18 protein-coding genes are annotated in these 19,541 nt (G+C 50.7%); 10 read left to right on the forward strand and 8 right to left on the reverse strand.

The features are described 5' to 3' along the window. The first annotated feature begins 62 nt into the window (after positions 1-62). The 5 genes from nudF to parE are packed head-to-tail and all read left to right on the forward strand — an operon-like array spanning position 63 to position 4,517. Positions 63-698: an ADP-ribose diphosphatase gene (gene nudF, locus ACPUC7_RS05440; protein ID WP_494922050.1), complete on the forward strand. Its 636-nt coding sequence runs from the start codon at positions 63-65 to the stop codon at positions 696-698. Next, on the forward strand, positions 695-1,120 hold the full coding sequence (locus ACPUC7_RS05445) for a DUF1249 family protein (RefSeq protein WP_008103400.1): 426 nt from the start codon (positions 695-697) through the stop codon (positions 1,118-1,120). Before nudF ends, ACPUC7_RS05445 begins: the two co-directional genes overlap by 4 nt. Before the next feature lie 42 nt (positions 1,121-1,162). Further along, positions 1,163-1,990: a 3',5'-cyclic-AMP phosphodiesterase gene (gene cpdA, locus ACPUC7_RS05450; RefSeq protein ID WP_494922051.1), complete on the forward strand. Its 828-nt coding sequence runs from the start codon at positions 1,163-1,165 to the stop codon at positions 1,988-1,990. A 3-nt stretch (positions 1,991-1,993) separates the two neighbouring features. Beyond that, entirely contained in the window at positions 1,994-2,575 is a 582-nt protein-coding gene (gene yqiA, locus ACPUC7_RS05455; RefSeq protein ID WP_494922052.1) for an esterase YqiA, read from the forward strand. A gap of 46 nt (positions 2,576-2,621) precedes the next feature. Then, positions 2,622-4,517, forward strand: a complete 1,896-nt coding sequence (gene parE / locus ACPUC7_RS05460) for a DNA topoisomerase IV subunit B (RefSeq protein ID WP_494922053.1) — start codon at positions 2,622-2,624, stop codon at positions 4,515-4,517. Between the two features lie 27 nt (positions 4,518-4,544). On the opposite strand, the gene ACPUC7_RS05465 is transcribed toward parE, so the two are convergent. Further along, entirely contained in the window at positions 4,545-5,999 is a 1,455-nt protein-coding gene (locus ACPUC7_RS05465; RefSeq protein WP_494922054.1) for a tetratricopeptide repeat protein, read from the reverse strand. Between the two features lie 112 nt (positions 6,000-6,111). Between ACPUC7_RS05465 and ACPUC7_RS05470 the strand changes: the two genes are divergently transcribed. The 4 genes from ACPUC7_RS05470 (at position 6,112) to ACPUC7_RS05485 (ending at position 13,712) form a co-directional block, all read left to right on the forward strand. Continuing rightward, positions 6,112-7,011: a LysR substrate-binding domain-containing protein gene (locus tag ACPUC7_RS05470; protein ID WP_494922055.1), complete on the forward strand. Its 900-nt coding sequence runs from the start codon at positions 6,112-6,114 to the stop codon at positions 7,009-7,011. Positions 7,012-7,275: 264 nt separating this feature from the next. Beyond that, positions 7,276-9,429 (forward strand): Ig-like domain-containing protein, encoded by a 2,154-nt coding sequence (locus tag ACPUC7_RS05475; protein ID WP_494922056.1) that lies wholly within the window; start codon positions 7,276-7,278, stop codon positions 9,427-9,429. Between the two features lie 52 nt (positions 9,430-9,481). After that, positions 9,482-10,360, forward strand: a complete 879-nt coding sequence (locus ACPUC7_RS05480) for an OmpA family protein (protein WP_494922057.1) — start codon at positions 9,482-9,484, stop codon at positions 10,358-10,360. 208 nt (positions 10,361-10,568) lie between these two features. Next, positions 10,569-13,712, forward strand: coding sequence for an Ig-like domain-containing protein (locus ACPUC7_RS05485; RefSeq protein WP_494922058.1), 3,144 nt, complete (start codon positions 10,569-10,571; stop codon positions 13,710-13,712). Between the two features lie 76 nt (positions 13,713-13,788). Here ACPUC7_RS05485 and ACPUC7_RS05490 read toward each other — a convergent pair whose 3' ends face one another. Together ACPUC7_RS05490 and ACPUC7_RS05495 are read right to left on the reverse strand one after the other, a co-directional pair. Further along, the gene (locus tag ACPUC7_RS05490) at positions 13,789-14,097 is read right to left on the reverse strand and encodes a putative quinol monooxygenase (protein WP_343550736.1); all 309 of its coding nucleotides are present in this window, start codon (positions 14,095-14,097) and stop codon (positions 13,789-13,791) included. 31 nt (positions 14,098-14,128) lie between these two features. After that, positions 14,129-14,707: an NAD(P)H-dependent oxidoreductase gene (locus ACPUC7_RS05495; RefSeq protein ID WP_494922059.1), complete on the reverse strand. Its 579-nt coding sequence runs from the start codon at positions 14,705-14,707 to the stop codon at positions 14,129-14,131. A gap of 158 nt (positions 14,708-14,865) precedes the next feature. Here ACPUC7_RS05495 and ACPUC7_RS05500 point away from each other — a divergent pair, with 158 nt between their 5' ends. Then, the gene (locus ACPUC7_RS05500) at positions 14,866-15,630 is read left to right on the forward strand and encodes a transporter substrate-binding domain-containing protein (protein ID WP_494922060.1); all 765 of its coding nucleotides are present in this window, start codon (positions 14,866-14,868) and stop codon (positions 15,628-15,630) included. Between the two features lie 137 nt (positions 15,631-15,767). Here ACPUC7_RS05500 and ACPUC7_RS05505 read toward each other — a convergent pair whose 3' ends face one another. From ACPUC7_RS05505 to ACPUC7_RS05525, 5 genes are all read right to left on the reverse strand, one after another. Further along, positions 15,768-16,631, reverse strand: a complete 864-nt coding sequence (locus ACPUC7_RS05505; protein WP_494922061.1) for a ketose-bisphosphate aldolase — start codon at positions 16,629-16,631, stop codon at positions 15,768-15,770. 116 nt (positions 16,632-16,747) lie between these two features. Next, on the reverse strand, positions 16,748-17,611 hold the full coding sequence (locus ACPUC7_RS05510) for a class II fructose-bisphosphate aldolase (RefSeq protein WP_494922062.1): 864 nt from the start codon (positions 17,609-17,611) through the stop codon (positions 16,748-16,750). A 9-nt stretch (positions 17,612-17,620) separates the two neighbouring features. Continuing rightward, positions 17,621-18,712, reverse strand: coding sequence for a PTS fructose transporter subunit IIC (locus ACPUC7_RS05515; RefSeq protein ID WP_494922063.1), 1,092 nt, complete (start codon positions 18,710-18,712; stop codon positions 17,621-17,623). An 11-nt stretch (positions 18,713-18,723) separates the two neighbouring features. Beyond that, a complete protein-coding gene (locus tag ACPUC7_RS05520; protein ID WP_494922064.1) occupies positions 18,724-19,038 on the reverse strand; it encodes a PTS fructose transporter subunit IIB in 315 nt (104 codons plus the stop codon). Positions 19,039-19,062: 24 nt separating this feature from the next. Then, the gene (locus ACPUC7_RS05525) at positions 19,063-19,533 is read right to left on the reverse strand and encodes a PTS sugar transporter subunit IIA (protein ID WP_343550743.1); all 471 of its coding nucleotides are present in this window, start codon (positions 19,531-19,533) and stop codon (positions 19,063-19,065) included. Between the last annotated feature and the right edge of the window lie 8 nt (positions 19,534-19,541).

Below are 19,541 nucleotides of genomic sequence, written 5' to 3' on the forward strand. Positions count from 1 at the left end.
CGGAAGGAGCGGTAGGCTTGGCTTTTCTTTGCTCCATCCCAATCTGCATAAGGAACCAGACGATGGTGAGTGAAAAAAAATCCCCTGTGACTTTCACAAAAAACGATGTAGAAATTATTGCACGCGAAACACGTTACGATGGTTTTTTTTCCATTGTCAGCTACCGGTTTCGCCACCGTCGTTTTAATGGCGAAATGAGCGGTGAAGTGGTGCGCGAAGTTTTTGAGCGCGGACACGCCGCCGTGCTGCTACCCTATGATCCCTTACGCGACGAGGTGGTGCTGATCGAACAGATCCGCATTCCGGCGTATGATTCCAGCCCAACGCCCTGGCTGCTGGAAATGGTGGCTGGGATTATCGAACCCGGTGAAACGCCTGAAGATGTGGCGCGGCGAGAGGCGGTAGAAGAAGCTGGCCTCAAGGTTGGACGTGTCAAATCGATAGTAAATTACTTAGCCAGCCCGGGCGGAACGTCTGAACGTTTATCGGTGTTGGTGGGCGAAGTGGATGCCAGCCTGGCGCAAGGAAATCACGGGCTGGAGGAAGAGAATGAGGATATTCTTGTCCATGTGGTCAGCCGGGAACAGGCTTATCGCTGGGTTGAAGAGGGGATCATTGATAACGCGGCATCTGTCATCGCCCTGCAATGGCTGGCGTTGCACCATGAGAAACTACGACAAGAGTGGAAGCCTATATGAAACAGCGCTATACCCCTGATTTCCCGGAAATGATGCGACTTTGCGAAACCAATTTCGCACAGTTGCGTCGCCTGCTGCCGCGCAATGACGAGGCAGGTGCATCGGTGATCTATCAGGTGAATGGCGCCAGCTATCAGCTCACCATCGAAGAGTCGACGCGTTATACCACGCTGGTTGAAGTTCGCCAGGTCGCGCCGGCGGTGAGCTACTGGAGCCTGCCTTCAATGTCTGTGCGGCTCTACCATGATGCGATGGTCGCTGAAGTGTGTTCCACTAAACAGATCTACCGATTTAAAGCGCGCTATGATTATCCTAATAAAAAATTGCATCAGCGCGATGAAAAACATCAGATTAACCAGTTCCTTGCGGATTGGTTGCGCTACTGCCTGGCGCACGGCGCAGTGGCCGTGCCAGTTTGCTGATAGCGTAAAACGCAACGATGGCGTGGAGATTAAGGAAACGCTTTGGATAGCCTGCTAACTCTTCCTGCAATCAATGGGTCTGATATCAGGATTTTACAAATCACGGATACCCATCTTTTTGCTGGAAAACATCAATCGCTGCTTGGGGTTAACACCTGGTCGAGTTTTGATGCGGTGCTGGATGCCATTGAGGCACAACAGCACGATTATGATCTGATCATCGCCACTGGCGATCTCGCTCAGGATCACACCGTCGAAGCTTACCAACATTTTGTAGCGGGCATTACTCGCCTGCCGAAGCCGTGTGTCTGGCTGCCGGGCAATCACGATTTCCAGCCGGCGATGGTTAATACTTTGGCCGATGCTGGCATCAAGTCAGACAAACACGTTCTGCTGGGTGATCACTGGCAACTGGTGTTGCTGGATAGCCAGGTGTTTGGCGTGCCGCACGGCATGCTGAGTGAATACCAGCTTGAATGGCTGGATGCCGCGCTGCGCAAACATCCGGAACGCCACACTTTGGTGCTCCTGCATCATCATCCGCTGGCTTCCGGTTGTACCTGGCTGGATCAACATAGCTTGCGCAATCCTCATCAGCTGGAAGCGGTGCTGCAACACTTCCCGCGTGCGCGCAATCTGGTGTGTGGCCATATTCATCAGGAGCTCGATCTTGATTGGCATGGTCGCCGCGTGCTGGCTTCGCCTTCCACCTGCGTGCAGTTCAAGCCGCACTGCACCAATTTCACCATTGATACGGTTGCGCCCGGCTGGCGTTGGTTTACCTTGCAGCCAGACGGCACACTTCAAACCGAAGTGAACCGCTTGCAAAGTGATATGTTCCGCCCCGATCTTGATTCTGAGGGCTACTGAACAATGGCGGCGCTGATCTATCTGCATGGATTCAACAGTTCCCCGCAATCGGCGAAAGCCACCCAGTTGCAGCAATGGGCCAGTGAGCAGCATCCACACATCAATGTGCTGGTGCCGCAATTACCTTCATTTCCCGCCGAAGCCGCCAGCATGTTGGAAGATCTGGTGATGCAATATGCCGGTGAACCGCTGGGGTTGGTGGGATCGTCACTTGGCGGTTATTTTGCCACCTGGTTATCACAGTGTTTTATGTTGCCGGCGGTGGTGGTGAATCCAGCAGTGCGGCCGTTTGAGCTGCTGGTGGATTACCTGGGTGAAAATCGTAATCCCTACACCGGCCAGCAATATGTGTTAGAGTCTCGCCACATTTACGATCTGAAAGTGATGCAGATTGACCCTCTTGAAGCGCCTGATTTGCTTTGGCTGCTGCAACAAACCGGCGATGAAATTCTCGACTATCGCCAGGCGCTGGAGTATTACAGCGCATGCCGCCAGACGGTTGAAGAGGGCGGCAATCATGCCTATATCGGATTCGAACGCCATTTCGCACAGATGATTGATTTTCTGGGATTAAACTCCCAGTAGCTTTGCGAGGTGGGGCCATTTTCCTATTGCTAATCAGACATTTACGATGAGCCAATCTAGCTATAATGCCGATGCCATTGAGGTCTTAACCGGCCTTGAACCGGTGCGTCGTCGTCCGGGGATGTACACCGACACCACGCGTCCAAACCATTTGGGCCAGGAAGTGATCGATAACAGCGTCGATGAGGCGCTGGCCGGTCACGCCAAACGTGTGGAAGTGATTCTTCATGCCGATCAGTCATTGGAAGTTATCGATGATGGTCGCGGCATGCCGGTGGATATCCATCCGGAAGAAGGCGTGCCTGCGGTTGAGCTGATTCTCTGCCGTCTGCATGCGGGCGGTAAATTCTCCAACAAAAACTATCAATTCTCTGGCGGCCTGCACGGCGTGGGGATCTCGGTGGTTAACGCCTTATCCAAGCGCGTGGAAGTCACCGTGCGTCGTAACGGTGAAATCTATCAGATCGCGTTTGAAAATGGCGATAAGGTGCAGGATCTCACCGTCACCGGCACTGTCGGCAAACGCAATACCGGCACCAGCGTGCACTTCTGGCCAGATGAAAGCTTCTTTGATAGCCCGCGCTTCTCGGTTTCTCGTCTATCCCATCTGTTAAAAGCCAAAGCGGTACTGTGCCCGGGCGTTGAAATTGTCTTTAAAGACAAGGTCAATGACACCGAACAGACCTGGATGTATCAGGATGGTTTGACCGATTATCTGTGCGAAGCGGTTAACGGCCTGCCAACGCTGCCAGAAAAACCGTTTGTCGGCAGCTTTGCCGGTGACGTGGAAGCGGTGGATTGGGCGCTGCTATGGCTGCCAGAAGGCGGCGAATTGCTGACGGAAAGTTACGTCAACCTGATTCCGACTATGCAAGGCGGCACCCACGTTAATGGATTGCGTCAGGGCTTGCTGGATGCCATGCGTGAGTTTTGCGAATTCCGCAACATCCTGCCGCGTGGCGTGAAGCTTTCGGCGGAAGATATTTGGGATCGCTGCGCTTACGTGCTGTCGGTGAAAATGCAGGATCCACAATTTGCTGGTCAAACAAAAGAGCGTTTGTCGTCACGTCAGTGCGCTGCGTTTGTCTCGGCGGTGGTAAAAGATGCCTTTAGTCTGTGGCTGAATCAAAACGTACAAGCCGCTGAAATGCTGGCCGAATTGGCGATCTCCAGCGCGCAGCGACGCATGCGTGCCGCCAAGAAAGTGGTGCGTAAAAAGCTCACCAGCGGACCCGCGTTGCCGGGCAAGCTGGCTGACTGCACCGCGCAAGATCTGAATAAAACCGAGCTGTTCCTGGTCGAAGGGGATTCTGCGGGCGGATCGGCTAAGCAGGCGCGCGATCGTGATTATCAGGCGATCATGCCGTTGAAAGGTAAGATCCTCAATACCTGGGAAGTCTCTTCAGACGAAGTGCTGGCCTCGCAGGAAGTGCATGATATCTCGGTGGCGATCGGTATCGATCCTGATAGCGAAGATCTCAGCCAGCTGCGTTACGGCAAGATCTGTATCCTTGCGGATGCGGACTCCGATGGTTTGCACATCGCTACTTTGTTGTGTGCATTATTCGTGAAGCACTTCCGTTCGCTAGTGCAACACGGCCATGTGTATGTGGCGATGCCGCCGCTGTATCGCATCGATCTGGGCAAAGAAGTGTATTACGCGCTGGATGAGGACGAGAAAGAGGGTGTGCTTGAGCAGTTAAAGCGCAAGAAAGGCAAGCCGAATGTGCAGCGCTTTAAAGGTCTGGGTGAAATGAACCCGCTGCAACTGCGTGAAACCACACTGGATCCCAATACACGTCGTTTGGTGCAATTGACAGTCAGTGATGATGATGTCGAACAAACACTGCGCGTGATGGATATGCTGCTCGCGAAGAAACGTTCGGAAGATCGCCGCAATTGGCTGCAAGAGAAAGGCGATTTAGCCGACCTCGAAGTTTAAAAAAAAGGGACGCTACGGCGTCCCTTTTTATGGCTGTAACGCCTGTTTTACTCGCGAAATGACGTTATGCCATGCTTCATCATGCCCGCGCGCAAACAGGCGCATTTGCGGATACCACGGTGAATCCTCACGATCCGCCAACCAACGCCAATCACGCGCCCACGCCGGCAGCAATACCCAACAAGGTTTGCCGAGTGCGCCTGCCAGATGAATCACCGAAGTATCGACGCCAATCACCAAATCTAACTGAGAGATAACCGCGGCAGTATCCTGATAGTTGGCGAATTTAGCACCCAGCGGCTGAATTTGTGAAAACTCAGCAACTTCATCTTCCCCTGCGCCTTTCTGCAAGCTAATCCACTCGATGTTAGGCAGTGCAAATAACGAAGCCAGTTCTGACAAATGCGACAACGAACGCTGGTTATCATTTTTATGTCCGGTGGAGCCTTTCCACACGATACCAATCTTCTTGCCAGCACCAGCAATTGGCCATTGTGCTTGATGTTCGGGCGCACTAAATAAATAAGGATGATGTGCACTAAACGGCTGCGAAGAATCGAGGAAATGCTGCGGCAGATCGAGCAATGAACACCAGTAATCGGCCTGCGGCAGCGTATGCTGTTGGTCTTCACGCACCAGATATTCATCAAGGTGTGGCAGTGTAACCACCAAAGGTTTCGAGGCTGAGCTGCCTAGCATGATCACCTTATTCGCATATTTCTCAGTTTTAACCCTTGATAGAAAACGGCAGAATTGAATTTCATCCCCTAATCCCTGTTCAGTGCGAACCAGCAGCGTTTTACCGCGCAAATCTTCACCTTGCCAGTAACGTATGGGTAATTTAGGTAAGGTAAAGAAGCGTTCTGGGTTATCTAGTGCATAGCGTGCCTGATAATTTTGCCAGCCAGCGGCAAAGTTGCCTTGTTGCAGTTGCACCATGCCGAGTGCATTACGGCAGCGACGATCGCCACGGCGTTCACGCAGCACCTGTTGCAGTTGGCTTTCAGCTTCCTGAAGTTGCCCCATATGCGCCAGCAAGGTGCTCATGCCATAACGCGCTTCGGTATAATCCGGCTGAATGCGTAAAGCATGACGATATTGCTCTAAAGAAGCTGCATAGCGATGCTGTTTGTGCAGCAAAATAGCGTAGTTATTATGGCAGGCGGCGTAATGGGAATGTGCTCGAATAGCGGCTTGATATTGCTGCTCCGCCTCGGTAAAACGGCCCGCATCATAATGGGTTAAACCCAAACCATTCAGCAGTCCGGCATCCTGCGGTGTGAGTTTTAAGGCGCGCTGATAGTAGCGCTGAGCGATATCTAGCTCTCCGCCGCGCCGCGCTAGTCGCGCGGCTTCATGCAGGAACCAGCCATCATAAGGAGCTAAAGTCAGATGTGCACGGATCTTACGCCAGGCTTCTTCCCGTCGCCCTTGTTGCAGCAATTGCGTCACCGCCTGCTGCTGACGCAAATCGTTACTCATCCGAGGTTTATGGCGCATTATGCTATTCTGCCGCTAGTGAAGGTGGCGTAATTTAAAGCACAAGCGATGGGCGCAGCGCTAAGACAGGTCTTGTTCTCTGGGAGAGGATAATTTGAAAATTACATTGGAAGAGTTACAGGCCTGGGTAACGGTGGTCGATACCGGTTCGCTTACGGCCGCCGCAGAGCAATTGGATCAAACCAGTTCAGGCATCAGCCGGGCACTTAGCCGCCTTGAGGGAAAGCTACAAACCACGCTAATGCATCGCACAACGCGTCGATTAGCCTTGACCGAGGAAGGGCTGATTTTTCTCGATCACGCACGCCAAATTCTGGCGTCAGTTGAGCATGCCGAAGAACAAATCGCTCAGCGTCGTGATATTCCCTCTGGCAAACTGCGCGTGAATGCCAACACGCCATTTACTCTTCATGTGATTGTGCCGTTGATGGATGAGTTTCGGCAGCGTTATCCGCAGATCCACCTCGAGCTAAACACTGACGATATCGTCATCGATTTGCTTGAACAGCAAACGGATATCGCGATTCGGATTGGTGAATTGCGTGATTCAACCCTGCGCGCCCGCGTTTTAGGCAGCAGCGCGATACGCTTATTAGCCAGTCCCGCTTACCTCGATAAATATGGTGTACCGGATAGCGTAGCCGCACTGGCAAACCATCAGCTATTAGGTTTTAGCCAGCTTGATGCACACAATGTCTGGCCAGTGTGGCAGCGCGAAGGCGAGTTTTTACGCATTAAGCCAACGTTGTCAGCATCCAGTGGCGAAACGCTGCGACAATTAGCGTTAGCAGGACAAGGAATTGCACGATTATCCGATTTTGTCAGTCGAGAAGATCGTGCCGAAGGGCGACTGGTGCAAGTGCTCGAAAATGAAACGCGAGAGCTACGCTTGCCGATTCACGCAGTCTATTATCGCAATCAATCCCTCTCTTCTCGTATTACCTGTTTTCTGAATTTTTTGGGTGAAAAAATTCAGGAAAATCATCTGTTATAGCTTTGTTCTGATTCTGAAACTCCCTTTGCCCTAATTTTTCCCTGTGCATAATCGGCCATTATTTCAATCAGTTAGTTGTACCCTCCATTTCTGACAACGTGAGCCAGTTTTTCTGCTCTAACGGGACGTTTCTTATGTCTCAGAAAACCCTCTTTCTAGATTATGTCGCTCACTTTGAGCCCGCATGGATGGGCTAAGCCAGGGAGATTGCTGCGCTTGTTCGCAATCGCGCAGTCAAAATTAAATAGACGGAAGGGAATTATCATGAACGTTTCGCCCGTGAGTGTTGCGGTTATCGACAAGAAAACGATAACGAAAGCGGAAGTTTTGCGTGCTGGCCAGGATGGAAAAACTGCAAAAATTCAGGCTATTACCAATGGTAAATATCTGCTTACCCAGGGAAATGACGGTGTAGCACCGGAAAACATTACCGTTAAGCGCGTTGGCAAAAATTTGCTGGTCATGCTCGAAGGCTCTAGTGCTGATGAACCTGATCTAATTATCGAAGACTTCTTCTCAAAGTCCGGTTCATTAGTGGGTAAAGCTGAAGATGGCGCAATGCATGAATACGTCGCAACCGACGGTGATTCAGACCACGATGCTGCCGCACTGGCTGATGGCGAAACCTCAGCACTTGCATTGGGTGAAGGAACGATTGATACGGATTCTGGCTTCGCGCTGGCGTCGGGTTTCGAATGGTCACCTGCACTGATTGCCTTAGGTGGCTTGGCCGCCATTGCCGCCGCAGCTGGTTTAGGCTATTTGGTTGCGAAAGAGAAGTATCAGGATGATAACAATGGCAACAACATCCGCGAGGGTAGCGGTGACAGCGGCGGCGACAATGGGGGGCGCGATGTACATGTTCCTGTGGTTGGCTCGCTGATTGATGACGTGGGCAGTATCACTGGGCCGATCGCAAAAGGTGGCAGAACCGACGATACCCAGCCAACACTGAACGGCACAGGTTCTAAAGGCAATGTCATTGAAATCTGGGATGGCAGTGCGAAAATTGGTGAGACCACGGTAGATGAAAATGGCAACTGGTCATTTACGCCAGGTACTCCACTGGCAGCCGGTGATCACAGCATTACCACGCGTGAACGTAACGAAAAAGGCGTTGTAAGTGCACCAAGCGATCCATGGGATTTCGTCATTGACCTCACTGCTCCCGCCAAAGGCACCATTGGCAGTGTGATTGACGATACCGTTATGCCTGGTAAAGAACTCACCAACGGTGGCCTGACAAAAGACAACACGCCAGTCTTGTCGGGTAAAGCAGAAAAAGACTCCACTGTTGAAGTTTGGAAAGATGGCCAGTTGGTTGGCACGGCTAAAGCCGATAGCGAGGGTAATTGGACATTTACCAGCCCAGTGTTAGCCGATGGCAAACATGATTTCAGCATTGTCGTGGTCGATCAGGTTGGAAATAAATCTTTGCCGTCAGATCCCTGGATTGTTGATGTTGATACCGTTCCACCAGAAAACAATGGGATTGGTAAAATCATCGATGACGATGGCAAGGCGATCGAAAATGGTGATGAAACAGAAGACAACACACCAACGCTGGAAGGCGTAGGCCAGAAGGGCGAGATCATAAAGATCATCGACAATGGCAAGATTATTGGCAGTACGGTGGTTGATGATAAAGGTGAATGGACCTTCACGCCAGAAAAGGGCATTGATAATGGCGAGCATGAATTCCAAATTATCGTGACGGATCCTGCAGGAAATGAATCTGCACCGTCAGATAAAGTGATCATTGAAATTAATCATCCCATTGAACCGGTCGATCCCGGTGAGGAAGTGATCCCCGATCCGAATGTGCCAGTGACCGGCACCATTGAAGGAATATTTAAAGATAACAATGAAGCTGGAAATAAAGTTCCTATTGCTCCTGGTGATCCTGTTAATGACCCAACGTTGATTGTTGAAGGGACTGGCATAGCGGGCAATATTGTTTACTTGTGGATTACCGGTGCGAATGGCCACACTTATCATTCAACCACGGTGGATACTGATGGTAAATGGAGTTACACCACGCCTGAATTAGCCGATGATATTTATAATATTGAAGCTGCCTTTAAAAGTGCCGATGGTGTAGTTACAGCTAAAACGCCTATTTATGAAATTGAAGTTGATACAGAAGCGCCGGCACCACCAGATATCGAATTATTCACTAACAGCTTAAATGGTATGGATTTATCTGAACTGCTGTCCAAGGAAAGTTTTTCTTTATTTAGTGAGCAGCAAGAGGAAAATGTCGAATTGCATGACTTAAAAAATGCTTTGCTAAATGACATCTCCTTTAATTCAAGTTCAAGTGATATAACGACTACGGGTGTCTTGATGGCTAATGACATAACAAATAACACTGCCTTTGAGATGAATGAGTTATTGGATCAGACATCACATCATTAATTTAAGAGAGACATAAGTAGGTGTCGTCAGATATCTACTTTCTGGAGTGAATATGAAAAATAAATCTATTCTGCTGTTGGCTGCATTTGCCACTTTGTCAGCAATGTCAGCATTTAGTGCCACGGCACAAAATAATTTCGGTAACGTTTGGCGCTCAATGCCAGCAGCCGCTAATGATCAGGTTCGCGTTGTTTATTATCGTCCATCGGATGCAGTGAGTACTGCGCCGGCACACATTTATGTTGATGGTGAATTTCAGACTGCGTTATTGCCTGGTAGCTACAGCACCTTTTGTTTAAATCCAGGTACGCATTCACTGGGAAGTTTTACTAACGATGCTCCGTCATACCAGGGCAAGCAACAGCAACCTTGGCGTGACAACCTGGCCGCAGGCAAAACTTACTATATCCGCGCCAGTTTGGATGGCACTGGACGTCCACTGGTGACCAGTGCATCTGAAGCACAGCAGCAGTTAGTGGGAACTCGTCAGCAAATTCACTTATTGTCACGTGCATCATCAGTCGTTGCTTGCCAGGAAGGAACGACGCAGTCTTATGATAACTATGAGTTTTCATCAGACTTGCTGTTTAACTTTGCCAGTGCGAGCAGTGACGATATTTCAAATGAAGGACGTAAAGCGATTCAGCAGTTAACGGCAACGCTGAAGCGTCAGGCAAATAATCAGCCGCACATTGTTGTGACTGGCTTCACCGATCCGATCGGCGATGAAAATAGCAATATGCAGTTGGGACAACGACGCGCTGATGCGATTAAGAAATTATTAGTTAATAACGGACTTTCTGGCTCTAATATTTCTTCTCAAAGTATGGGAGAAAGTCAGGTATCGAAACAATGCCAGGGAACGCGTACAGAGCAGGTGGCCTGCTATGCTAGCGAACGTCGAGTTATTATTAGTGTAGAGAATAAATAGTAGCTCAATTACTTTCTTAATATTAACAAATGGCCTTCATGAATTATTTGAAGGTCATTTTTTGAAGCCTATTTATAGACGGTTGAACTAATTAGTTCGGGAGTGTTTGAGACATATCCTGTGTTATAAGTTTTGCTAACTAGAAGAGAATCATTTCGCTCCGGAGGGATATCCGGAGCTTGAAACCCTATTTAAAAGGAATATGCTCATGGCGAATAACAGCATTAATAGCGTAATGCCCGTTAATTTTATCCATACTTCTGATACGAATTATGCTTGGTTAACCCCTAAACCGCTTCTCGATGCCAAAGGCGGCAAGATCGAAATTATTATTGATGGTGTTTCTCATTTCACTGATATTGATAAAGATGGTAATTGGAAATTTACTCCGCCAGGTGGCTGGGCTGAAGGCATGCATACGGTGCAGCTGGTGACCATTGATCGCGCCACAAACCGCAGTGCTCCAACTACCTACATTGTCAATGTTGATAAGACTCCGCCTTCACAACCAGAAATCTGGCGCGCGGTTGATAATACAGGTAGCGACAAAGGCAATCTGACACCGGGTGACACCAGCGATGAGCGCAAACCCGTACTTTCTGGTGTAGCGGAACCGCAATCCATTGTTTATCTCTATGATAATACAGGTACTACACCAATTGGCTCAGCGAAAGCCGATAATATGGGCGCATGGACGATCACCCCAACGCTGGCTGATGGTTCGCATAGTCTCACGGTAACCTCGCAAGACATCACTAAAAATACCAGTGTGAAATCAGCCCCTTTCGTTCTGAAGATAGCTGCTGGTGCAGTCGTCTTTGCTGAACAAGGTGATTCTGAGACTCCAGCTCCAGTTGAAGATAACAAATCTCTCAATTTAGGCACTTTCGCACAGGATGGCTCAGCGATTGAACCCATTTATCTTGACCGAAGAGTCATTAATGGGAGTGGCACCAACCTGAAAGAAGCTGGCTCCACCATATATTACATAATTAATCGTGAAATCTACTCGGGAAAAGTGCAAGCCGATGGTAAGTGGAGCGTTCAATTACCTGAATTGGATGATGGCACTTATTTCTTCCAGACTCGTTTCCTTGATCGCGCAGGAAACTGGGGCGCTGTAACGCAAAGAATCATCATTATTGACGCTGATGCCTTAGCGCCGCCGCAAATTATGCGTGTCATTGATGACGTGGGTACGGTGGATTATCTGACTTCTAGCCAATTCACCAATGACAACACGCCAACGCTGAGTGGCGTTGCTCAACCTGGCTCTCTGGTTTCAATTTATGGAACTGACTCAACCATTATTGGTTCAGTTAAGGCGAGCGATGATGGTCGCTGGAGCTTTACGCCAACCTTGAACGCAGATGGTACACATGTATTTAATGTTGCCTATACCGATCGTCATGGCAAAATCAGTCCAAAATCCGACAACTTCACACTGAATTTGGATACATCCATCCCAAGCACGCCAACATTGAACGAAGTCTACGATGATGAAGGCCGCAGCACGGGAGCGCTGAAATCAGGTGATACCACTGATGACAAAACTCCGACCTTGTCAGGTAAAGGTGACGCAGGCTCAATTGTTCGTATTTGGGACGGCTCAACCCTTATTGGTAGCGTAGTGGTGGATAAGCAGGGTGAATGGAAACTGGACCTTGATTTGGATGAAGGTACTTACGACCTACGTGTAGATGCCATTTCAAAAGGCGGTAACACGTCACCTGGTCAAACTGAAAACTTCCGCTTAATTATTGATACAAATATTCTGCCGCCGGTGGAAATTGAAGAAGTTGTGGCGAATAACGGTCCTGTTGAAATTCCTCTTCATGATGGTGATTCAACGAATGACACAACGCCAGTACTGCGTGGTACCGGTAATGATGGCGATATCGTTTATGTCCGTGAAGATGGGAAAGACATTGGCTCTGCAACAGTGGTTGGTGGCAAATGGGAAGTTGAAGTCCCCGCGCTGAAAGAAGGACCACATGAGTTGGTGGTGCAAGTTGGTGACGCAGCAGGTGATAAGCGTTCAGGTGACTCAGCTCCAATTAACCTCATCATTGATACTAAAGCGCCAGAAAAACCGGATGAGCCCGCTATTATCGATCATGAAGGTGATAAACAAGGCCCAGTTGCACCAGGTGAAGCTATTGACGATAGCCGCCCAGAATTTACCGGTGAAGACGCAGATAAAGGCGATACCGTAAAAATTATCATCAGGGATGAAAAGGGTGATGAGACCGTGATTGGCACCGCCATCGTTGGTGATAATGGTGATTGGAGTATTCGCCCAACAGATCCTATCCCTGATGGTGAATACGAAGTCATTGTTGAAATCACGGATCCAGCGGGCAATACCTCTCAACCGTCAGATCCAGTGGACCTGATCATTGACACTAAGGTGCCTGACGCGCTGAAAGATTTTGAATTAATTGATGATATCGGTCCCAAGATAGGCCCAATTCGCAATGGCGACTTTACTGATGACACCAAACCAACCATCAGCGGTTCGGGTGTTGATGGTACTAAGGTCATCATTTATGACGGAGCGACTGTAATTGGTAGTGCAACCGTTGCAAATGGCAAATGGGAGTTAGAGCTTCCAACGCTCAGCGAAGGTAAGCATGACATCAAGGTTCAACCAGTAAGTGCTTCAGGTGTTAAAGGTCCAATCAGCGACGGTATTAACTTTGACGTCGATACCACGGCACCGACCACTGGCACTTTTGACAGCGTAAAAACTGACAAAGCTAATGATGGAACGGAAGCGAATGCATCTGCGGCTGAGAATGACAATACACTGATCATGTATGGCACAGGGACTTCAGGGGATGTTGTGACTCTTTATGGTAATGCTGCTCACACCCTCGTGATTGGTTCGACTACGGTGGTTAACGGTACGTGGAGATTTGAAACGCCAGAGCTGCCTGATGCCGTTTATCAATTTAGCGCAGGCTTTAGCGACGCGGCGGGTAACGAATATCGACCTGCAACTAAGTTTGATATCGAAGTTGATACTCAGGCTCCTTTGCCGCCAGAAATCGAGCTTTTCGGCATGATGGACTTGAATGAAGGTCTGATGAATATGTCACTCAATGACATCATGTCTCAGAGCAGTGACTCTCTGTTCATTGATAACGGTAAAACGCAGATGATCGTATCTGAGAAAGGGGGCCAGGAACTGAAGTTGGAAGACATCTTGCCGAAAGGTGAAGATGTCAGTAACTGGACCCAGGCAAACGGCACCGTGACCGTGGCAGGCGTTGAATATAACGTTTACCAGAATAACGGTGGTGATGCAGAAGTGATGGTTCCTCAGCAACTGATTCAGGAACAGCACTAATCTCTGATTAACTGCTAACAAAAAGCCCCGGTCTCACGATCGGGGCTTTTTTTATGCTTCGAAGCGAACAATCAGCTTATTTAGCTGCTTCCAACACCAGAATCTTCACATCCACCACATCATCTTTAATCAGTGAACGATGCGCATCCATATGTGGCATCTGCTGATGTTGCTCCAAATGACGCAATGATTCCCACTGTTCCAGCATAAAAATCGAATCGGGAGAATTTTGTTTCCACGGCACCTGCGCTTGATGGTCAACCAGCGCGTCATATTGATGGCAACCTTGTTCTTCTAACACGGTTGGAATCAGTTTGTTGATCGCATCCAACACCACCTGGCGGCGGCCCGGTTTTACACAAATCTCTGCAACGACGGTTAACATAGCGCTTCCTCTTATCCCTGGGTGTTTACAGTTAAGCAAAGATCTGGCTGAGATGAGTCCGATAACGTTCGATATCGCGTGGCACGTCCGGCATTTTGATCACATCGTTACAGATAAAGGTCGGCAAACCTTCCATGCCAAGGAACTGGTTGGCTTTATGGAAGTGCAGATACAAACCATCGACACCAACGCCCTCGAAGAACTGCTCTGGATCGTTAAACGCTTCCAGCGGTGCATTCCAGGTCAATGAAAGCATGTATTTCTTGCCCTGAATCAGGCCGCCAGAACCGTATTTTTTACCCGCATCGCTACGGGTACGGCCATCGCTGGCATACAGTGAACCGTGACCTTCGGTAAAGATTTCATCGATGTACTTCTTCACCGTCCACGGCTCGCCCATCCACCAACCTGGCATCTGATAAATCACCACATCGCTGTCGAGATACTTCTGCACTTCTTCTTTTACGTCGTAATCGCTGTCAGCCAAGGTGACTTGCACCTGATGGCCCAAATCACGCAGTTGGCTTGCTGCCACTTCAGTCAGCGTATGGTTGAGTTCGCCTTTGGAATGGGCGAAAGTTTTTCCGCCGTCGATAATCAAAATATTCATGTTCGCTCCGTTTCTCGTTGATGGCGGCCACTCTACGCGCGTGAGTGAAGTAAAAAAATGCGTAATTGATCACAAGACTTTTGCTTATAAAGCAATAATGCGCAGGCGTATGAAACAATCTGTGCGCAAACCAACATCAAAATGAAAAAGAAGAGATCATGAAAACCGCGATATTAACCACATTACTTTTGGCAGCCGGCGCTGCACAGGCGCAATCCCATCTCGACGAAATCCGCAGTAGCAAAACGCTAAAAGTGTGCACCACTGGCGATTACAAGCCGTACAGCTTCTTGCGCAGTGATGGGCAATATGAAGGATTGGATATCAGCATGGCGCAATCTCTGGCGGCCAGCCTCGGCGCGAAAGTGCAATGGGTGCAGACCACCTGGAAAACCATGAGTGACGATTTTGTTGCTAAGCAATGTGATATCGCTTTGGGTGGTGTGTCGGTAACGCTCAAGCGTCAGCAAATTGCGTGGTTCGCGCAGCCATTGGGCGTGGATGGCAAAATTCCGCTGGTGCGTTGCGACGATAAAGCGAAGTACCAAACGGTTGAGCAGATCAACAAAGCCAGCGTGCGTGTGATTGAACCGGCGGGCGGCACCAATGAAGCCTTTGTGCACAGCCACTTGCCGCAGGCAACGTTGCAACTGGCGGATAACGTCGGGATTTTCCAGCAGTTAGTGGATAACAAAGCCGATGTGATGATCACCGATGCCTCGGAAGCGCAATTCCAACAGCAACACTATCCTACGCTGTGCGCCATCAATCCCGACCAGCCGATGCAATACGGCGAGAAGGCGTACATGATTCCGCGTGATGATATGAGCTGGAAATTGTATGTCGATCAGTGGCTGCATCTCAGCACCGCCACCGGCGAATATGCGCAGATCGCCAAACAATGGTTGGGTTCTGCCAAATAGCAAATTCACGCGATAAATCGCGCCGCTACAAATATGTGCGTTTTGCTGCTTCCAAACTCAGTATTTGCACATACCGTAGCGGCGCAATTTATTGCGCAATGCCAGGTATCGTGACGATGCCTGGTGTGATGCTTAACTCATCGATACAAACTCGCCTTACCCAATCCGCCAAACAGATTCATCTTGTAGCGAATCACCGCTTTCGCCGCGGTAATTGCTTCAGGGTAGATCACATTCGGATCCCACCAGGTTTCACGCGCCAGAATCTCACGCAGCTTGTCGAAGTAAGCGAATTTCATATCGCTTGAAATATTGATCTTGCCGACGCCAAGCGTCACCGCTTCTGCGATCTCGGCATCGGGATTCGCCGATCCGCCATGCAGCACCAGCGGAATGGTGGTGCGCTGCGAGATATCTTTCAGGATATGCATCTGCAACTCAGGCTTCATATTTATTGGATAGATGCCGTGCGCGGTACCAATCGCCACCGCCAACGTATCCACGCCGGTGCGCTGGACAAAATCCTCCGCTTGCGCCGGTTCGGTGTAGATCACTTTACTCACGCCACCTTCCACCGATGTTCCGGTATCGCCGATGGTGCCAAGTTCACCTTCCACCGACACCCCAACCGAATGCGCCAGTTTCACCACTTCTTTGGTCAGCGCCACGTTCTCTTCGTACGGCAGCAGCGAACCGTCAATCATCACCGACGTGAAGCCGCATTGAATGGCGCGCAGCACTTGCGCAATTGAGGCGCCATGATCGAGGTGAATAGTAAAGGGTACTTTGCTTTTCAGCGTACGTTCCCGCACATAGCCAAAGAATTCGTCAGTGACAAATTCCAGCTCGCTTGGGTGAATTGAGATAATGGCAGGCGTGTTGGTGGCTTCGGCTTCTTCCACTACCGCACGGATAAAGCAGCTATCCGCCACGTTAAATGCACCAATGGCGTAACGGTGTTCACGAGTCGGTGCCAACATTTCTTTCATTGAAATCAACATGTTAATTTTTCCTCAGCGTGAGTTTTACTAGAGCCGACGCGCACGCCGCCCCGATGATGGATATGAATGTGAAATTTACAATGTGATGTAGGGTCGCCATTCATGGCGACCGCCAATCAACTCGATGGCGAAACCTTGCCCGCCGAACCCGACCAGCTCAAATACTCAACCACCACTTCGCGGCAGGCGGATTCCATCAGCCCGAGCAAATCGGCCAGTTCTGCATTGGGATGCTGTTTCAGCGCTTGTTCAACCGCCATTTTCCCAGCATCAAACACCGCCGCGCCGACGTTGATCTTGGCGACGCCAAACTCGCTAACGCGACGAATATCCTCGGCGGGCGTGCCCGATCCGCCATGCAGCGCCAACGGTCGTGTGGAAACTGCATGCAGCTCCTGCAAGCGTTGAAAATCGATCTTCGGCTTCACGCCCGCCGGATAAAGTCCGTGCGCGGTACCGACAGATATCGCCAGCAGGTCGATATCTGTCTGCTCGATAAACGGCAGCACATCCGCCACTTGCGTCATCTTCACAGACGCATCCGCCAGCTCGTAAGTCGGCGCATCGGCGATATGCCCCAGCTCGCCTTCAACGCAAACGCCGGCAGTTTGCGCCATCTTTACCACGGCGGCGGTTTGGCGAATGTTTTCGGCCAGTGGTTCGGAGGAAGCATCGATCATCAAACCGGTAAAACCGGCACGAAACGCCTGACCAATCAGCGGAAAGGCCTTGCCGTGATCGAGGGCCATTGCAACCGGCACGCTGGCGTCGTTCGCCAGCGCCTGCACCAACGGCACTGCGATGGCGGGCGGGAAGTGCGAGCTGTGTCCCTGATAAACATTGAGGATCAGTGGGGCACGCTGCTGTTCAGCGGCCTGAATGGCGGCACGCGCGGTCTCGAGGTTGAAGCAGTTAATCGCCAGCACCGCGTAACGCTGTTTGGCTGCGGCCTGAATCAGGTCATTCATCATGGCAAACATGGTGGCTCCTTATTCCAGAGTGAATTTAATCTCTTCATCGCGGACGCCGGGGGCTTCCACGTCGTCGAACTCTTCATCTGCCTGGGTGACCGGTTTTTTCAGCACTGACAGCATCACGCCGCACACCGTGGTGCCGATACCGAGCGCTAAGCAGAACAGCCAGGGCTTGTTGAACAACGGCACCACAAACATCCCGCCGTGCGGCACCGGTGCGCCAACGCCCCACACCATAATCAGGCCCCCGGCGATGGCGGAAGCCACCACGCAGCTGCCGACTACACGGAATAAGTCGCGCGCCGCAATCGGAATTACGCCTTCAGTAATCATGCAGATACCCATCGGGAAGGCGGCTTTCAGCGCCTCTTTCTCGGCTTTGGTGTACTTGTTGCGACTCAGCAGATACGACAGCGTGATGCCAAACGGTGGAATCATTGAGCCGACAAACTTCACCGCTTCTGGCCCGTAAATGCCGTCAACCAACATGCCGTCAGCGAACAGCGACATGGTTTTATTCACCGGTCCGCCAAAATCGAAGGTCGCCATCGCGCCGAGAATCGCGCCCATCACAAACTTCGAGCCACCTTGCATCGATTCCAGCAGCGCAATCAGCGCCTTTTGCAGCCAGACAATCGGTTGGCCGATAAAGGTCATCATCAGCAACCCGGCGATGATGGTGCTCAGCACCGGCAGCACCATAATTGGCATTAAGCCTTGCATCGATTTCGGCAACTTAATGGTGCGGCGCAGCAGCAATACGGTGTAACCCACCAGGAAACCGCCGAAGATGCCGCCGATAAAGCCAGTGCCAATCTGCCCGCAAATGAATCCGACGATCAAACCAGGCGCAAAGCCGGGGCGATCGGCGATCGAGTAGGCGATCGCTGCGCTGATCAGCGGCACGATCAAGCCCATGCCCCAGCCACCAATTTGGTTCAGCATCCACGCGACGGTGCCGATGTGTTTACCCACATCCGGCCCGCCGATCACTTGGCCGAGCGCGATACAGATCCCGGCGGCAACGATCAGCGGGATCATCCACGAAATGCCGGTAAGCAGATGGCCTTTGATCTCCTGGCCGTACTGACGTTTGTTGTCATTCATGATGGATCTCCTCAGGCGCGCGCCAGTGAATCCGCCACTTTTTCGAGGAATTTCACCGGTGACTTGATCACCACTTCGGTTTTCACTCGCACAATGGGTTTGCCCTGAAAGCGCTCCTCTCCTTTGATCTTCACGTCCACCGCGAGGATCACCACGTCAGCGGCAGCGATATCTTCCGGCGTTAACGGCGTTTCGGTGCCGATAGTGCCTTGCGTTTCAACGTGGATGGTGTGGCCCAGCGCGTGGGCCCCTTTAATCAGTTTTTCGCGCGCAATATAGGTATGCGCGATGCCTGCGGTGCAGGCCGCTACACAGACGATATTCATGTGTCACCTCAAAGAGTTGGGGGATTAACAGAGGTCGGTTTCGGCGTACTGACTAAACAGCCGGATGATATTGCTGGCATCGTTTTCCACCAGCAGTTGGGCTATCACCTCATCATCGGCCAGCGCGCTGGCCACCTGCGACAACAGGCGAATATGGGTGGTGTTCTGATCTTCCAGTCGCACGGCGAATAGAATGATGCAGCGCACTTGGCTGCCATCCAGCGTTTCCCAGGGAATATCGTGTTGGGTGCGGCCAATGGCGAGCGTGGTCTGTTTCACCGCCGCGGATTTACCGTGCGGAATGGCGATGTGATTTTCGAAGCCGGTGGAACCTTCAGCTTCACGTAGCCAAACGTCCTCGATAAAGGCCGCGCGGTCGGTAATCGCGCCGTCTTTATAAAGCAAATCGGTCAGCTCATTAATCGCTTCTTCTTTGGTGGTGGCGTTCAGCGCCAGGTTAACGCGGCGCGGCGTTAGAATGCGGGAAATATCCATCGTGAATC

It is taken from the genome of Pantoea sp. CFCC18179, from assembly GCF_059412405.1.

What these genes read in the sequence shown, in the direction of transcription:
- nudF (WP_494922050.1), top strand. Translation starts at nt 63, where the DNA reads ATGGTGAGTGAAAAAAAATCCCCTGTGACTTTCACAAAAAACGATGTA.
- ACPUC7_RS05445 (WP_008103400.1), top strand. Translation starts at nt 695, where the DNA reads ATGAAACAGCGCTATACCCCTGATTTCCCGGAAATGATGCGACTTTGC.
- yqiA (WP_494922052.1), top strand. Translation starts at nt 1,994, where the DNA reads ATGGCGGCGCTGATCTATCTGCATGGATTCAACAGTTCCCCGCAATCG.
- parE (WP_494922053.1), top strand. Translation starts at nt 2,622, where the DNA reads ATGAGCCAATCTAGCTATAATGCCGATGCCATTGAGGTCTTAACCGGC.
- ACPUC7_RS05465 (WP_494922054.1), bottom strand. Translation starts at nt 5,999, where the DNA reads ATGAGTAACGATTTGCGTCAGCAGCAGGCGGTGACGCAATTGCTGCAA.
- ACPUC7_RS05475 (WP_494922056.1), top strand. Translation starts at nt 7,276, where the DNA reads ATGAACGTTTCGCCCGTGAGTGTTGCGGTTATCGACAAGAAAACGATA.
- ACPUC7_RS05480 (WP_494922057.1), top strand. Translation starts at nt 9,482, where the DNA reads ATGAAAAATAAATCTATTCTGCTGTTGGCTGCATTTGCCACTTTGTCA.
- ACPUC7_RS05485 (WP_494922058.1), top strand. Translation starts at nt 10,569, where the DNA reads ATGGCGAATAACAGCATTAATAGCGTAATGCCCGTTAATTTTATCCAT.
- ACPUC7_RS05490 (WP_343550736.1), bottom strand. Translation starts at nt 14,097, where the DNA reads ATGTTAACCGTCGTTGCAGAGATTTGTGTAAAACCGGGCCGCCGCCAG.
- ACPUC7_RS05495 (WP_494922059.1), bottom strand. Translation starts at nt 14,707, where the DNA reads ATGAATATTTTGATTATCGACGGCGGAAAAACTTTCGCCCATTCCAAA.
- ACPUC7_RS05500 (WP_494922060.1), top strand. Translation starts at nt 14,866, where the DNA reads ATGAAAACCGCGATATTAACCACATTACTTTTGGCAGCCGGCGCTGCA.
- ACPUC7_RS05505 (WP_494922061.1), bottom strand. Translation starts at nt 16,631, where the DNA reads ATGTTGATTTCAATGAAAGAAATGTTGGCACCGACTCGTGAACACCGT.
- ACPUC7_RS05510 (WP_494922062.1), bottom strand. Translation starts at nt 17,611, where the DNA reads ATGTTTGCCATGATGAATGACCTGATTCAGGCCGCAGCCAAACAGCGT.
- ACPUC7_RS05515 (WP_494922063.1), bottom strand. Translation starts at nt 18,712, where the DNA reads ATGAATGACAACAAACGTCAGTACGGCCAGGAGATCAAAGGCCATCTG.
- ACPUC7_RS05520 (WP_494922064.1), bottom strand. Translation starts at nt 19,038, where the DNA reads ATGAATATCGTCTGTGTAGCGGCCTGCACCGCAGGCATCGCGCATACC.
- ACPUC7_RS05525 (WP_343550743.1), bottom strand. Translation starts at nt 19,533, where the DNA reads ATGGATATTTCCCGCATTCTAACGCCGCGCCGCGTTAACCTGGCGCTG.